Consider the following 16,992-nt stretch of genomic DNA (forward strand, 5'->3'; position numbering starts at 1 on the left):
CAAATTGATTCGAGAACGTGAGCAAACCCCGGATATCACACCTGTCTCCATTCACCATTTTTTCTATCCCTCACATTTCATTAACTTTGGAGTCCAGTACGAAGAATCAAAATCCTATATTCTAAGACTAAGAATGAACAAGTCCTCAACTACAAACCGTTGCACCCAAGGAGTTTTTCACTTGGGCTTACTCTTTGGCATAGCCACTTTTTTGGGATGTGGATCAATAGAAACGAACAATAATCAGCCTGGAAACGACAGCACTTCTATCGAGATACTGGCAAGCATAGACGGACTTCGCGCTCACGAGACAGTGTGGGACAAAGGGGATGCTATCGGGGTTTTTGCGGTGCGCCATGGGCAAATACTCGGTGCAACCACTCGCTACGGGACTGTGGACAATGCTCGGTACACCACAGCAGATGGTGATGGGCGATTCACGGCCTCAGGACAGGGGATAACACTCTCCGAGAGCGGAGATGCCGACGTAGTGGCCTACTACCCCTTTAGCCCCGAAGCAGGAAGCTATACACTGAATATAGACCTATCGGACCAAAGCAATCCCTCCAAATTGGACCTACTGAGAGGCAAAACGGAGTCACCGCTAAATACCGGCAGCCGGACAGCCAACCTGATCTTTGGCCACGAAATGGCTCAAGCCGTCTTTTCGATAAAGACAACAAATACCAAAATCGATCTCTCCAAGCTAAGCGTGGCACTGGATGGACTCACCACCTCTGCTGTGTACGACATACCCACCGGGACATTCGTACTCGGTCAGGACAAAGCCTCCATCAAGGCCTATGTAGCTCGGACCTCCACAACCACCCAGGCGATCAGGACCCTATTTTTGCTCCCCGGCACAGACCTAGGCGATGCACGCATCACCTTCTCAATCGGGAGCAGAAAGGTGACCTTCACCCCCAAAGCCGCACGGATAGAGAAGGGTAAAAAGTACACTTTCCATGCCGAGATCACCGCAACAAAAGGGACTGACCTCACCGTAGAGGCAACTGTGGACGAAAGCAAAATACCCAACGGTGACCCAATCCCTCTCTACCCGGATTCCGAGGGTGACACCCCCACTCCACCGGCAGACCCGACCAAGAGAGCGGCCTATGCCGAGATACCCATACCTACTCGCAATCACGGTAATACCGAGCTCATCATGCACATGGCAGAGGACAGGCTCTTTGGTGACAACTACACAACCCCCGGCGGTGAGGGCAAAAGAAGAAACTACACCATCTACTTCTCCAAAGACAGTTATCAGCCTCTCTTTGTGGCCTATCCACTATACAAGTCATGTATGTTGCCAAAACGAGGAGAGCGTACCAATGATTGGAACTGGGATCCCAAACTGGCCAACAAATGGCAAGTCAATCTCACAAAAACGTACCGAACAGGGTACTCAAGGGGGCACATGATGGCAAGTGCGGATCGAATTGCCACAAGTGAGCTGAACAAAACCACCTTTTATTTCACAAACATGGTGCCACAAGACCAAAGTCAAAACTCCGGTGTGTGGCAAAACCTTGAGAAACGAGCGCAGGATCTTGCCCAAAGTGATCCTAGGGTCGACACACTATATATCGTCTGTGGGCCGATACTTCCCAAGGAAGATGTAAAAACCGTAACGGATATAGACGGTGAAAAAAGAATCCCCGTACCGACATATACCTACAAAGTCATCCTGTCCAAAGACAAAAAAGATGGCAAATGGCACAGCATGGGGGTAAGGATCCCCAACACCAAAGGCAAAAAGAACTGGGTCGACTTCATGGTGCCCGTGAAGTCACTTGAAAAGGAGCTAGGCTTCACCTTCTTCACCCACTTGGATCCTAGCATTGCAGATGAGGTCAAGAGCCAAGTGGATCCCGACTATTGGAAAAAATAACCAGACAATAACTAACCAAAATCAAACTTTCGTTGAGTATGAAACAAGCAACAAGGTTTTTAGCCACCACGGTCGTGGCCGGTGCTACCATCCTACTGAGCGGCTGCTGTCGTTCGGGTGCACATGACGTACTGAATCCTCTCCTAGAGCGAGATGGGAGCTTTAGCATCAACGCATCAATCAACACCCTGCGGATGACCAATGACACTTGGGAGAGTGGCGATGCTCTTGGGGTTTTTGCCCTGCAACCAGGGAGCAACACCCTTTTTGGCACCAAAGCCAACCTCAAGTACACCACTGCTGATGCCACTGGAAAATTTGTAGGTGCCGATGGTGGAATCACACTCGAGGGAGCAGAGACTGCTGACATTGTTGCCTACTACCCATTCGGACAAAATGTAGGCCAAGATATGGTCTATGCTCTGAATGTGGCCGACCAGACCAACCTGGCCAAGATTGATCTACTCCGGGGCAAGGTCGGCAACATCACGGCACAGACCAAAGAGGCTCAGATGACCTTTGATCACAAGCTGGCACTGCTGGACCTGAGCGTCATCGGAGAAAACCTCAACGCCGTGACCGCAACAGTCGCCGGACTCAAGACTGATGGCTCCTACAACATCGCCACAGATGCCATCACACCGGGCAGCACCACAGGTACGGTGACAGCCACACTAAAAAATGGCAAGATCCAAATGATCCTCATACCCGGACAAAACCTGGAGAAAATCACTTTCAAAGTCAACAATAAGGAAGCGACACACACTCTGGCAACTCCGGTGGAACTGAAATCGGGCTATAAGTACAGCCTCAAGTTTGAAGTCGGACCCAAAGGCACAGAACTGAAGATAGCCTCGACCAACATCAACCCCTGGACCGAGGGTATCACAGACCATGGGACTATTGAGCTCCCCTTGGATGACACAACCAATCCAGGCACCGGCAGCTCAGAAGAAACGCCTGGTGGTGCAACCCCACAACCCGGACAACCCGAACAACCACAAGCCGGAAGCCCTCTTTTCCCGGGATCTGACTTTGAGGATTGGGATGCCTTTACCAACTCCGTCAAGGCAACAAAATCATACGCCCTGAAAACGGACTTTGCAACCCAAGTCGATGGGGGCAGAAACGGCAAGGCACTGAAACTATCCGGTACACGGACAGGAAATGATGTGGTATTCACCGTCACTGACCCGGCAAACATCGAAGGAAAGCATATCTCAAAAGTGACCTTCTTTGTCAAGGGGACCAGCGCCTCCAAATCCATTGTGGTACAACTGTCCGACAAGAATAAGAATATAAAATCCTACAGTGTCAAAGACATCGGGACAACCGAGGTGGTTGTGAATCCGGTCGATGGGAACAAAAACAATGTCTACACAGGGGTGATCAACACGAATGGGAACTGGACAAAGATTATCCTAGACACTAGTAGCTTTGAAATGGGACAAGACAAGCACAACAACATCTTTACTCTCCGTGTCGGCAAAGCGTCCGCTTATGACCTGATGATCGATGACATCACCTTTGAGTAACGGATGAACAAAAATCATTTCCAAACATTTGGAACAAGGATATAGACTATTTTGAGGCAAACACAGAGTGGTGCAAACCAGCTCCTGTGTTTGCCCCATTTCTTATTTCACACAAGACTAATTTTATTATGTGGCTCAACCAATGGACAACCCGAATATTGGGCTTGCTACTCACTTGTACCTTTTTGACCGGTGCATATGGGCAGTCGACCGGCTCATTGACGGGGCGTGTCATAACAACCGAAGGCAATGGTACTCCTCTGATCGGTGCAACGGTCACCCTACAGAGATCCAACCGTGTCCTTACGACTGATCTCCATGGACGCTTCCAAGCCAACAATCTCTTGAGCGGTCAGGAAACTCTACTGATCACCTCGGCAGGCTTTGTCTCCCTGGAAATAAAAACAGAGATACCCAATAGCGGAACACTCGATCTGGGAGACCTACCACTATTTTCCTCCCGTCTCAACGACTATCAGTCGTATGTCGGTGTGGTCAATGACCTCGAACTCAACGAATCCGGAGATACACAGGCTGTCAGCACCTCGGTAATAGTATCAAATGACGTGTACCTCAAGGGATCCGGATACCAGCTATCGCAGTTTCGCCACCGCACTCGTGGATACGACAGCAGATACGAACAGCGGTACATCAATGGTGTCAACTTCAACGAGCAGATAAGAGGAGTCTTCAACTACTCCTCCATCGGCGCACTCAACGATATTACCCGCAATGGTAACCGGATCAACTACCTTGGGGCTTCCGACTTTTCATTTGGCGACATTGGCGGATCCGAAAACATCAACATGCGACCCTCTACCTACCGTCGCGGTGCCAAGATAACCCTCTCCGGTGCCAACCGCAACTACTACCTCCGTGGAATGGGTAGCTACAGCACAGGCCTGCTGGATAATGGTTGGGCGCTTACCGTCCTACTCGGTGGGCGATATGCTCATGAGGGTGTGGTCGAAGGCACTTTTTACAAAAACATCTCCTATGCCCTCGGGCTGGAGAAACAATGGGACAAGGGCAAGCACAGTCTCAGCTTCATTACATTTGGCTCGCCTGTAGAGCGTGCACAGCAAGGCTCATCGGTACAGCAAGCACTGGATCTGGTCGGCTGCAATACCTACAACCCCAACTGGGGATGGCAAAACGGACAGAAGCGCAACGCACGTGTAGTCAAGAGCTGGGACCCTACAGCCGTGCTCTCCTATGTATGGGAGCCCAACAAGGAAACCTCATGGACGACAGGACTGGGTATTCACTACAATAGGTATGGCCGGACCGGACTCAACTGGTACAACGGTGCAGACCCACGCCCCGACTACTATCGCTACCTGCCCAACTACTTCAAGGGGCAACCTTTTATGCAAAAGTACTACTCGTACCTATGGAAGAGTGGACAACTGTCACAGATCGACTGGAAGCACCTCTACGAGGTTAATCACCTGAACAACCTCTCGGGAAACGGTTCTGCTGTGTATATGGTGGAAGAGCGACGAAGCGACCTTTTTGAGACCGCTTTCAACTCTACCTACAACACCCACCTCACAGACCACATCAAGCTCACGGCCGGTGTCGGGTACAAGTACTCACTGTCACGTCAGTTCAAGACTGTAGATGACCTCCTCGGTGCCAACTCTCTACTCGATGTGGACAAGTTTGCCGAGCGAGACTTTCCAGGCGACAAGACAACCATCCAAAATGACCTCAACCGCCCCGATAGGCGAGTCTACAAGGGTGATGTATTTGGCTACGACTACCGCTATGCTCTACACAATGTGGATGCGTGGGTTCAGCAAGAACATACCTACCACTATCTAGACTTTTACTACGGTGCACGCATAGCACTCAACACGGTCCAACGAAACGGTCTCATGCGTAATGGTCGTTACCCCGACTCCTCGTATGGAAAAGGGAAGCTACATACCTTCATCACCTTTGATGCCAAAGCAGGGCTGACCTATAAGATCAACGGACACCACCTCCTCAGTGCCAATGCGAGCGTACAGAGTCGTCCACCTCTGGCGTACGACCTATACGTCTCCCCGGATATCACAGACAATGTGGCACCGATGACCAAAACGACCAAAAACAGCAACATTGACCTCAACTACACCTTCTCAACACCAAAAGTAACGGGGCGGGTTAGTTTATTCTACACAAAGTTCTGGGACGATATGGACAAGGTTGCCTACTATAATGACGTGCAGCGTACCTTTGTCTTCCATACCCTGTATGATCTCCAAAAGACCCACAGAGGAGTGGAGCTGGGGATCAACTGGGCACCGACCTCGGATCTCAACTTTGACTTCATCGGGACCGCCGCTCAGTACTACTATGCCAATAATCCTATGGGGGTCATGAACTCCACCAATGGTAGCATCGTCAACCGTCAGGAGGTTGCTCTCATGAAAGACCTCTACATCGGTGGCGTGCCACAAGTACTGGGGACAGTTGGTGTCAACTATTTCATCAACTACTGGTTTTTGAGCCTCAACGTAAATGGGTTTGGGATGAACTACATTAACCCGGCACCTATTCGACGCCTAGCCTCCAACTACACCGGTGTACTCACACAGTCAGCCATCGAGCGCCTACCAGAGGGACCGGGACGTGCCGAAGCGCAAAAAAGCTTTGATGCATTTAGACGAATGACCACCCAGGAGCGTTTCAGAAGCGACTGCACAGTGGATCTCAGTGTCGGGAAGATTATATACCTCCCCGGCAGGCAGCAGATCAATCTAAATGCCTCGGTGCAAAACCTCCTCAACAATCGCAACATCCGCACCGGAGGGTACGAGCAGGGGCGCATCAACTTCCACTATCCGGAAAACTTTGGGAACAAGCATTTTTACATGCAGGGTATCAACTTCTTTATCAACGCCAGCTACCAATTCTAAACACCAGATATGAAACTAAAAAACATACTTCTATCCATAGGGCTTCTTTTCGCCATAGTAGGTTGTCAGCGCAAGTATGACCAGCCACTGCTCCAGGAGCCAAAGGCCAATGGGCTACAATCCAACATCACCATAGCCGAGCTCAAGAAAAAGTACAGCCACGCCAAGCAAAATGCTCCAGTCCTGATCGAGAGCGAATACATCCTTAGGGCCGTCGTCTGCGGAAACGATGAGTCCGGCAACATCTACAAGACCCTCTACGTACAAGACAAGACTGGTGGTATGCCAATAGCTGTCGACCAAAGCTCCATTTTTGCAGACTACCAAGTGGGGCAAGAACTCTTCATCAACCTAAAAGGACTATCCATCAATGTCTATGGGGGCGTCCAGCAGATTGGCTATGTCGAAAAGGCAGACCCCAAAAAGACACGCATCGCTGCAGAGCTACTAAAGAAGATAACAACCCTGCACGAATACCCGGATCCCGCCAAGGTGGTCCCGATCCGTACCACCATCGCCGGAATCAACGACAGCATGATTGGCCAGGTCGTAGAGCTCAGTGATGTCGCGTGGAAGGAAGTCGGCCAAATCTTTGCCGTCAAGGAAGAAACCTCCGATCGCAACCTATACGATGGCAGTGGACAAAGCCTACTGGTCCGCAACAGTGGCTACTCAAACTTTGCCAACGACAAAATACCGGACGGGATTGGGACAGTCATCGGTATTCTCAGCAAGTACAATAAAAACTATCAGCTCCTCATCCGCACGAAATCCGACCTCCGCAACTTCCGACCCGGAAAACCAACGCCCAACACCCCGGACAGTGGCAACACGGGTGGCAGTACAGGAGACAACACACCGGCACAGCCATCAACTCCGGGAGCCGCCGACAAACAATCGGCAAGTGCCACCCTACTATTCCCCGGAGCTGACTTTGAGGATGAGGTCGCATTCAAAAAAGCTACCGGAAATTTTGGGCTGAAATTTTCCGAAGTCGTTGCCGGGACAGGTGTCAACGGCACCAAAGCTCTTCACCTAACCGGGAAAGTGCCTGACAATAAATACTTCTTCAGTGTGAACGGCAGCAAAATACCGGCCGGCAAAGAAAAGACAATAAAGACCATCTCCTTTTACCTAAAAGGAAAAGCAACCGGCAAATCCATCTCCATAAACGTCTACCACCCGGATGGCAAGTTTGTGGGCTACAACCTGGGCGACGTCACTGTATCCAAACTTATCCCCAAAGGCAAGTCCACTCGCAACGAACAGTTTGTCAACGACTACAAGGGCAAGATCGACACTGGAGATAAGTGGGTCCTGATCACACTGGACGTGGCAGGCGTCGAGCTTAACTCTTCGGCAGAAACCAAAATTATTGCCTTCAAGTATGGCTCCAATGGAGAATACAACGTCTACATTGACGACATCAAGTTTGAATAATCGACAACTATGAACCGACACACATTTTTCAGCCATGCCATCTTGGCGACCCTACTACTCCTTGCGGGGTGTGGGGGCGCCAAGCGGGGCTTGGCGCCTCAGATAGGCAAGCAGTATAATAGCTATGCCATTGCGTTCTACAATGTTGAGAACCTTTTTGACTGCGATGATGACCCCAATAACAAAGGCGACAACGACTTCCTACCGGACGGGCCCTACAACTGGACGGAGCCGAAGTACGAAAAGAAGCTGGACAACATCGCACTGGTCTTGAGCCGTCTTGGGCGCGAACACACTCCCATGGGACCGGCAGTGGTTGGGGTGGCAGAGGTCGAAAACCGTCGCGTACTAGAGGACTTGGTCAGACGACCGGTTGTCGCAGAGATGGGACTGCAGGTAGTCCACGAGGACTCGCCTGACCGTCGAGGCATCGATGTCGCCCTACTCTACAACCCAGCTCTATTTACTGTCACCAACCACCGTAGCCATCGCTACCCCACCCTTGACGAAAACCCCACATTTCGAACAAGAGACCAACTACTGGTGAGTGGCAAAATAGCCGGTGAAGAGGTACACATTATTGTCTGCCACTGGCCGTCTCGGTATGGTGGAGCCAAGTCAAACCATTTGCGTGAAAAGGCAGCCGAGCTGACTTGCCACATTGCCGACTCACTATACAACCTCAACCCCAGAGCCAAAATAATAGTCATGGGGGATATGAACGACGACCCAGACAACTCCAGCATGGCCAAAGTACTTGCCGCCAAGAAGCACAAAAACGAGGTGCCCCAACAAGGGTTTTTCAACACAACATGGGAGCCATTCTCCAAAGGAATAGGTACCCTGGTCTACAAAAACAAGTGGAACCTCTTTGACCAAATAGCAATATCGGAGCCACTTTTGTCCGATCACTACAAAACACTCACCTACTGGAAGGTGGACCTATTCAATCGTCCATTCCTTCACACCAAGGAAGGTAAGCGAAAAGGGTACCCACATCGCACTTTTGATGGCAACACATTCATCAATGGGTACAGCGACCACTTTCCCGTACTTATATACCTCCTAAAGGAACGCTAAGAGTCGCACCGACACCATACAACCTGTGCAAAAGGAGAGTAGACCCGATCCTACGGTCTACTCTCTTTTTGTACAATAATAACAATGGGGGAAGACTACAGTTTCATGCGGTAGAAACTACAGTTTCATACGGTAGGTAGGATAAGACAATAGATCGTGCTTTGAAAGAAATTCCAATCGGATAAAGACAGAAAAAATAGGGGCTGATCACAGCCCCTATTTCGGAAGGACGACCTTCCCTTTCACTTCCTCCTTTTTCCTCTCACCCCATCACGGCAACATTAGCAGGATATTTGGGCGAAGAGCGCCTTGCATAGGGCGATGCAGACCCCTATGCAGACCAAGATCAGGAGTGCATTGATGTACTTCGCCCGAGGCTTACTGTCTTGGTGTAGATCCAGAGCGAAGTACTCACGGAAGAAGATATAGAGGGCTGGTATGGCTGTGAGGACCAAGATGAAGTCCTCCGGTATCCCAAAAAACCAAGTCTTTGTCACTCCCACCATAGCCCAGTTGAGCAGCAGCAGGACGATAAATATATTGACCCGTCTTGTAAAAAGCAAGAGCAGTGCGATCGTATAGATAGCCACTGTGCAAGGCATCACCGGTGTGGTGATGTAGGGGAAGGAGAGACCTCTAGAGATCGAGGCCAAGGGGTACATCAGCGGAAGTAGGAGGACGAAGGACCCAAAAGGCTTGAACTTATCTCGTAGGACAAACTGCGTATCGTTTTCCAAAAGGTCCTTTACCCACGCCAGAGCCAGAATCCCCCAGTATATGCTCAGTAGCGTGGAGTAGCTACGCTCTGCACAGTAGACAGCGTAGTAGGCCACAGCGATCCACGTATATAGGAGTATCAGATAGGACTTGGCAATGATCGTACTGCTACGCGAGGGACGATTCGCCAGCAGGAAAAAGACTCCGATGGCACATAGGACTAGGAGTAGCTGTATCGGCCAGGTTGCCACATTGTACTTGGCGATTGTATTCCAAAAGGTATTCATGAGATCAGACTTTGCCTATTATTTCTTACGTGTTAGGGAGAAGGTCCGCTGGGGAAAAAGGAGGATGGGGAGTGTGGCTCCTGCGGCTAGGACAAAGATAACCGTGATGGCCACAATGCTATTGAAAAAAAACATCTCCATATACTTTTGCTGCCCCTCAATGTTATCTAGATTTTGGAGGAACATGATCTGCGCAAAAAACATATTGTACGCATACTTCCCGGGGATCATCGGGAGGAGGGCCGGGATCGAGAGGACCGTGATCGGTGTACGTATACGCTTGCCCAGCCATAGTGCCCCAAAACCAATCGTCAGCGAAGCACAAAGGGAGCCGATAGCGATATTTAGCCCACCCACCGTCATCAGGACGAAACGTAGCGCATGCCCCACAGCGGCCAGTATAGCAATACTGCCATAAGCCCTCAGCGGAGGGTCGGAGATAGCGCCAAAGCCCATCGCCGCAATCGCCGCAAAAAAACCATCGAGAAGGATATCCACAATCATCATAGCAAGCTACTCCTAAAGATAAAGAGCGTGATCGAAAAGCCCCACCCGATACAACCGATCAACAAAAACGCCTCCACAAGCCTAGAGAAGCCCGTTTGGACGTACCCCTCCACGATATCTATCACCCCATTGATAAGTGGTACCCCGGGCACCAAATAGAGTACACTCGTCGTCAGAGCAATCTCACTGTCCGTATTGAAGATCAGAGAGATACTCGTACAGAGAGAGGCCACAAAGGCCGACGTCATAAAGGCTATGTAGTGGTTTACATGCTCCTGGATCAACTTTTGCTTGCAGATAAAGCCCACGATCGTAGCCCAAAATACGATACCCATGGCCGGCAGATCACCTCCAAAAAGTCGGCAAAACGAAGCATTTGCTAGCCCCACCATGATTAGTACAAAGAGTGGATGGGTACGAGGTTCAGCCAAGATCTGCTCATACCGCTCACGTACCTCGTCCAAGGATAGCTGCTCATCGACCACCTCCCAGCTCAAAGCACTCAAGCGGGCATTGTACTCAAAGCTGATAGGCAGCGAGGGAATTGAGTCCTCAATAGCAAAGTGTGTATTGGTCTTGGGATCGTACAGCTTGATTAGGACCCCTTTTTGTACCATCATCGTCACGACGGTATAGCCAAAGCGCTTGCCTATACGTCGCGTACAGCGCACGACACGGGAGGTGTGCACGCCACAGCCCATCATATGTATCGCATAGGCGGAGAGAAAAGTTCCGACGGCCTTCAGACTATTACCGTGAAGATCGTTTTCCATAGTCGTTCTTCTCTGAGAGTTGGGGTAAGCGACCTCACCGGCAGCTCACCTGACTTTGTAATGCATGTTTACGTTCCTCTAGTGCCATGCCCCATCCCAGAGCCTGAATGATGACCTATCGCGGAGTTTTGGACAACTAGGTTGCAAAGGTATCTTTTTTTGCTCAAATAGGCAGAGGATTGGTGTTTAGAGATTTGCGGATTCTCGGTTTGTCCACACCTTTTCAGACGGTAAAACAATTGGTAACTTTGTGCGATAAGGTAGTACCATGAATTTCGATCTCATATCATCATACCAACCCACCGGTGACCAGCCGGAAGCGATCCAACAACTTGTGCATGGCATCCGTCAAGGTCAGAAGCACCAGACACTTCTGGGAGTAACGGGATCCGGCAAGACTTTCACGGTGGCAAATGTGATCCAACAAATCGATCGCCCCACCCTTGTCCTGAGTCACAACAAGACCTTGGCGGCGCAGCTGTATGGGGAGTTCAAGAGCTTCTTTCCGCACAATGCGGTCGAGTACTTTGTCTCATACTACGACTACTACCAGCCCGAGGCATACATCCCGAGCTCCGACATGTATATCGAAAAAGACATGGCCATCAACGATGAGATCGAGAAGCTTAGGCTAAAAACAACCGCATCCTTGCTATCCGGGCGTTCGGACGTGATAGTTGTCGCCTCCGTCTCCTGCATCTATGGTATGGGCAATCCTTCCGACTTTGCCTCCAAGCGAGTCGTCATCACTTGTGGCAAACGCATTGACCGCGACGATCTCTTGCGAGAACTAGTCAATGCGTACTACATCAACAGCAACTCCGACTTTAGGCCCGGCACCTTTCGGGTAAAAGGAGATACCTTGGATATCTTTCCGGCCGTTGAGGGCTATGAGGGAGTGGCCTATCGTGTTGAGTTTTGGGATGACGAGATTGATCGCATATCCGCTTTTGAACCCCTCACCTACAAGGTCACAGACAAGCTGGACGAGGTTCATATCTATCCTGCCAATCTTTTTGTCACGACAAAGGAGCAGACAGCGCGTGCCGTCGAGATGATCAAGTACGATCTCGAGCAACAGACTGCCTATTTTTTCAAACTGGGACAGGTCGCAGAAGCCGAACGCCTCAGCGAAAGGGTCAATAACGATTTGGCGATGCTCCAAGAGGTGGGCTATTGCTCCGGCATTGAAAACTATTCCAGATACTTTGACGGACGAAGTCCCGGCGAACGTCCTTTCTGTCTACTGGACTACTTTCCGGAGGACTACCTGATGGTCATTGATGAGAGTCACGTCACGATCCCTCAGGTGAGAGGTATGTATGGAGGCGATTTCAAGAGAAAGACAAACTTGGTGAATTATGGCTTTAGGTTGCCAGCTGCGATTGACAACCGACCACTAAAGTTTGGAGAGTTTGAAAGGCTCACCAATAATGTCATATACGTCAGCGCGACTCCGGCAGACTATGAGCTGGAGCAAAGTGGCGGGGTCATCGTAGAGCAGATCATACGCCCGACAGGATTGCCGGACCCAAGGATAGAGGTCCGCCCGACCAAAAACCAGATCGACGACCTGGTGGAAGAGATCCAAAAACGGATAGAGCTGAACGAACGGACGCTCGTGACCACCCTGACCAAGCGGATGGCCGAAGAGCTGGCAGAGCATCTGGCAGAGATGGGAATCAAGACCGAGTATATCCATAGCGAGGTTGTTACAATCCGGCGAGTTGAGATCATGGAGTCACTACGTGCCGGAGAATTTGATGTCCTCGTGGGGGTGAATTTGTTGCGAGAGGGATTGGATCTACCGGAGGTGTCGCTTGTGGCTATCCTTGATGCAGATAAGGAGGGCTTTTTGCGCAACCACCGCTCACTCACCCAGACAGCAGGGAGAGCCGCAAGGAATCTGAACGGGCTCGTCATCTTTTACGCAGATCAAATAACCGCCAGCATGCAACTGACGATCGATGAGACGGAGCGAAGACGCACCAAGCAACTGGCCTACAACAAGGCCCATGGCATCACCCCCAAGCAGATCATCAAAAAGAGTGCCTCCATACTGGACCTGACAGGACCAAGCAGAGACCTACAAGCTCCGAAGCCTCGAGAATACAAGATTGAGCAAGAGAAGATAAGGGCGGCGGAAAAAAGCCTGGACCTCATGGACGCACAGACACTGGAGGAGCAGATCATAAGCACAAGAGCCGCCATGGAGTCCGCTGCAAAGGCACTCGACTTTGTCTCCGCAGCACAGCAACGCGACTACCTTTTTGAACTACAGGCAAAACTAGGCAATACGAGCAAACTGACAGCGCTGGAACAAAAAGCCATAGCCCGAAAACAAGCCGTGGCTCATCAGAAAGAAGCACACCGAAAGAACCTATCCAAAAAATAAACTCGGCCATTTCATGGACTACAAGGACATAAAAATCTCAGACTACACTTACCACCTTCCGGAAGACAAGATCGCCAAATATCCACTGGAGCATCGAGACTCCAGTCTTTTGCTCCACTACGCAAATGGCGACATAGACACGCATCACTTCATTGACCTTCCCTCACTACTTCCTGCAGACACGCTTGTCGTGATGAACGACACAAAAGTGATCCAAGCCCGACTCACATTTTATCGAGAGACCGGCAGTCGTATAGAGATTTTTTGCCTTGATCCCATTGTTCCGAATGTATACGAGCAGGCACTTAGCAGCAAACGAGAGACGACTTGGCACTGTATGGTCGGCAACGCTCGCAGGTGGAAAGAGCAGACCCTCAGCCGCACCCTCCCTGATGGCACCATACTTCGCGCAGAACGTCTGCCCAACGACACGACATCTTCTCAGTACATAAAATTTTGCTGGGATACAGACCTCACCTTTGGAGAAATACTGGAGAGTATTGGCGAACTGCCGATCCCGCCCTATCTGCATAGGTCAACAGAAGAGAGCGATCTACAGACTTACCAAACTGTTTATGCAAAGCACGAAGGGTCGGTCGCCGCACCGACGGCCGGACTACACTTCACCCAAAGGGTCCTCAAGGAGATGGAGGGCAAAGGCATCCGGACTGCCAAAGTGACATTGCATGTCGGGGCTGGGACATTCAAACCCGTCAAGAGTGAAACCATGGGAGGTCACGAGATGCACTCCGAGGTGGTCCACGTCCCCTCAGAGACACTCCGGACCATCATACGACAAGTGGAAGCCCGGAAATCCATTACGGCCATTGGTACAACCTCTACCCGCACTCTCGAGAGTTTGTACTACATGGGGGCAAATGTCCTTCGCAAGACAGACAACCCCTACTACGTCCGACAGTGGGCACCCTACAGCGTGTCCTACGAGGATCTAACCCTATTGGAGGCACTAAAAGCACTGGACAATGGGGAAGATGTGGTCGGCTCGACCCAATTGATCATAGAGCCGGGGTTTCGGTACCGCTTGGTCGACAAGCTGGTGACAAATTTTCATCAGCCACACTCTACACTACTCCTACTGGTCGCTGCACTTGTTGGTGAGGATTGGCGAAAAATATACCAGTACGCTCTCACGCACAACTATCGCTTCCTCAGCTATGGCGACAGCTCACTGCTAGAAAAGCCGGCATGTCCACACAAATAGAAGTCCTGAACAAAAGGCTCCTCAAGCTTGCGCTACCCAATATTCTCAGCAACATCACCGTACCACTGCTGGGGATCATTGACTTGGCGTTGGCCGGACACCTCAGTGATATTGGCGCGATAGGTGGTGTCTCTGTCGCTTCTACGATCTTCAACCTCATTTATTGGAACTTCAGTTTCCTCCGGATGGGGACTACCGGCCTAACGGCTCAGGCCAACGGAGCCGAGGACAAGAGTGCCATGGGGCGCAATCTAGCCCAGTCACTGGGCATCGCCCTATCATTCGGCCTCCTCATACTGGCTCTACGCTCGCATGCACTCGAGGTATTACTAGGGGTGCTCCAACCCGATCCACAGGTTGTTGGCTATGCCACACAGTATTTCCAAATTGTCATCTGGGGAGCACCGGCAATCCTAGGCACTTATGCCCTCAATGGCTGGATCATTGGGATGCAAAACACCTGGTACCCTATGATCGTAAGCATCATCACCAACATCACCAACATCCTGATGTCGGCACTTCTCGTAATCGTGTACAACTACGGGATCGTGGGGATTGCCATTGGGACTGTGGTAGCACAGTGGCTTGGTGCATTGCTCCTATTGGCCGGTGCGTATGGGCTTTTCCTGAGAGGACAAAAAGCCACACTTCCGACCTCATGGACGGAACTAAAGGTCGGAATCCGGAAGTACTTTAGCACAAACGTTCACATCCTAATCCGGACAATGCTTTTGGCCTTTGTCGCCTTTTACTTCACAGCAGCCGGTACCCGGATGGGGACACTGACCTTGTCGGCCAACGCTCTGCTCCTACAATTTTCCACCATTTTTAGTTACTTCATTGATGGGTTTGCCTATGCCGCCGAGGCTATTGTCGGACAAGCCTATGGCAGGAAAGATCGCACCAAGCTCCTCCAAGCCATACGCATACTCATGGTATGGGGATTGGGGCTGGCACTACTTGTGGCGCTCATCTACTATCTAGGAGGCAGACACTTTATATATTTCCTCACGGACCTTCCCGATGCTCGGCACCTTGCTCTGCATTACATTGATTGGGTCTATCTCCTGCCACTCACAGGCTTCCTCGCATTCCTCATGGATGGTGTCTATGTCGGACTCACTGCCACTAGGCAAATGATGATCAGCATGTTTGTCGCAGTGGGTGTCTTTTTTGCGCTGAACCTCACCCTGCCATTCCAAGACCCCAACAATGCACTCTGGTTTGCATTCGTCACCTACTTACTCATCAGAGGAGTCATGCTTGCCATCATGCTTCCACGCAAACTCACCCCACGCTACTACATCGGCGTAGGAAGTACCCTGCTCAACTCCGAGTACAAAATAAGGAAGCTTCTCACCGACCATTACGGCAAAAAAATACGACTGGCTCCATTTTACTACACCATAGACACCAAGGGAACAGAGCGCAAGTACCTCAATACGGTTGCGGAGCTACACTCCGACAAAGAACCACAAGCCCTCCAACTTGAACTAAAAGGTATTGAAAAACAAGCCGGAAGAGTCCACGGAGAGGACGAAGTGGCCCTAGATCTAGACCTCGTCTGTCGCGAAAACGAAATTCTCCGACCGAGCGACTACCACAGAGACTACTTCCGCCAAGGTTACAAAGCGCTAGGATAATCCAAGTACACCTTGCTAGAACTAAAGGTCATACAAACACGACAAAAACCGGTACAAAAGCGTTGAAAACTTCGGGCTATTTTTCACTTCTATCTGTCTAAGCATTTACTTCTATCCGTGAAACCAAACGCTTCTATCCGTGAAACCAAACGCTTCTATCCGTAAAAAACAGGACGTCTGTAGATGGCTGTTCACCTGGAGATTACAAGCAGGCAAAAATCATACCTTTTCAGAGGGTAAAAGGAAAGCTGATTTTTGAAAAAAGAAGACAACAAAAAGGGTGTGCCGAAATCGCTGTTTCGGCACACCCTCTCTCTTTATTCTTCGTAAAAACGAACGTTAGTGTGTTCGGCTATTGCAGAGTGTGGCTACCGCATAGCCGATAGCAAATCCTACGACAAGGTTGACACCCATTAGGATTCTGGCAGCCTTTACTCCGCCATTCATGGTCGGTTCGCCGACAACTCGCCCCAGTCGGGCAAGCCTTTGGTTGATTTCCACTGCACTGTACTTTGCCATATTGGTTTTCTTCTTTTAGGTTTTGGTGAACAAATTACTTTGACCAAGATGCCAAAAATTTGGCGAACCCG

General features: G+C 50.4%; 12 protein-coding genes. 8 read left to right on the plus strand and 4 right to left on the minus strand.

The window, feature by feature from the left end; genetic code table 11:
• The first annotated feature begins 133 nt into the window (after window positions 1-133).
• From AC1EK1_RS00275 to AC1EK1_RS00295, 5 genes are all read left to right on the plus strand, one after another.
• Complete coding sequence (locus tag AC1EK1_RS00275) at window positions 134-1,897, plus strand: DNA/RNA non-specific endonuclease (protein ID WP_480305047.1); 1,764 nt, start codon at window positions 134-136, stop codon at window positions 1,895-1,897.
• A 38-nt stretch (window positions 1,898-1,935) separates the two neighbouring features.
• Entirely contained in the window at window positions 1,936-3,432 is a 1,497-nt protein-coding gene (locus AC1EK1_RS00280; protein ID WP_480305048.1) for a fimbrillin family protein, read from the plus strand.
• Window positions 3,433-3,560: 128 nt separating this feature from the next.
• The gene (locus tag AC1EK1_RS00285) at window positions 3,561-6,338 is read left to right on the plus strand and encodes a carboxypeptidase-like regulatory domain-containing protein (RefSeq protein WP_480305049.1); all 2,778 of its coding nucleotides are present in this window, start codon (window positions 3,561-3,563) and stop codon (window positions 6,336-6,338) included.
• A gap of 9 nt (window positions 6,339-6,347) precedes the next feature.
• Entirely contained in the window at window positions 6,348-7,778 is a 1,431-nt protein-coding gene (locus AC1EK1_RS00290) for a DUF5689 domain-containing protein (protein WP_480305050.1), read from the plus strand.
• 9 nt (window positions 7,779-7,787) lie between these two features.
• Window positions 7,788-8,858: an endonuclease/exonuclease/phosphatase family protein gene (locus AC1EK1_RS00295; RefSeq protein WP_480305051.1), complete on the plus strand. Its 1,071-nt coding sequence runs from the start codon at window positions 7,788-7,790 to the stop codon at window positions 8,856-8,858.
• Between the two features lie 281 nt (window positions 8,859-9,139).
• Here AC1EK1_RS00295 and AC1EK1_RS00300 read toward each other — a convergent pair whose 3' ends face one another.
• Genes AC1EK1_RS00300 through AC1EK1_RS00310 form a run of 3 tightly spaced genes read right to left on the minus strand, consistent with a single transcriptional unit; the run spans window position 9,140 to window position 11,142 of the window.
• Window positions 9,140-9,862, minus strand: a complete 723-nt coding sequence (locus tag AC1EK1_RS00300) for a DUF6064 family protein (protein WP_480305052.1) — start codon at window positions 9,860-9,862, stop codon at window positions 9,140-9,142.
• A gap of 18 nt (window positions 9,863-9,880) precedes the next feature.
• Window positions 9,881-10,369: a threonine/serine exporter family protein gene (locus AC1EK1_RS00305; protein ID WP_480305053.1), complete on the minus strand. Its 489-nt coding sequence runs from the start codon at window positions 10,367-10,369 to the stop codon at window positions 9,881-9,883.
• The gene (locus AC1EK1_RS00310) at window positions 10,366-11,142 is read right to left on the minus strand and encodes a threonine/serine exporter family protein (protein WP_480305054.1); all 777 of its coding nucleotides are present in this window, start codon (window positions 11,140-11,142) and stop codon (window positions 10,366-10,368) included. The genes AC1EK1_RS00305 and AC1EK1_RS00310 overlap by 4 nt, the downstream gene beginning before the upstream one ends.
• Before the next feature lie 268 nt (window positions 11,143-11,410).
• Between AC1EK1_RS00310 and uvrB the strand changes: the two genes are divergently transcribed.
• From uvrB to AC1EK1_RS00325, 3 genes are read left to right on the plus strand one after another with little or no spacing between them, the layout of a single operon-like run.
• Window positions 11,411-13,537: an excinuclease ABC subunit UvrB gene (gene uvrB, locus AC1EK1_RS00315; RefSeq protein ID WP_480305055.1), complete on the plus strand. Its 2,127-nt coding sequence runs from the start codon at window positions 11,411-11,413 to the stop codon at window positions 13,535-13,537.
• 13 nt (window positions 13,538-13,550) lie between these two features.
• On the plus strand, window positions 13,551-14,759 hold the full coding sequence (locus AC1EK1_RS00320; RefSeq protein WP_480305056.1) for an S-adenosylmethionine:tRNA ribosyltransferase-isomerase: 1,209 nt from the start codon (window positions 13,551-13,553) through the stop codon (window positions 14,757-14,759).
• On the plus strand, window positions 14,744-16,402 hold the full coding sequence (locus AC1EK1_RS00325; protein ID WP_480305057.1) for an MATE family efflux transporter: 1,659 nt from the start codon (window positions 14,744-14,746) through the stop codon (window positions 16,400-16,402). The genes AC1EK1_RS00320 and AC1EK1_RS00325 overlap by 16 nt, the downstream gene beginning before the upstream one ends.
• 339 nt (window positions 16,403-16,741) lie before the next feature.
• On the opposite strand, the gene AC1EK1_RS00330 is transcribed toward AC1EK1_RS00325, so the two are convergent.
• Window positions 16,742-16,921 (minus strand): hypothetical protein, encoded by a 180-nt coding sequence (locus AC1EK1_RS00330; protein WP_480305058.1) that lies wholly within the window; start codon window positions 16,919-16,921, stop codon window positions 16,742-16,744.
• Between the last annotated feature and the right edge of the window lie 71 nt (window positions 16,922-16,992).

The sequence above is a fragment of the Porphyromonas sp. C0026D3 genome (genome assembly GCF_056590775.1).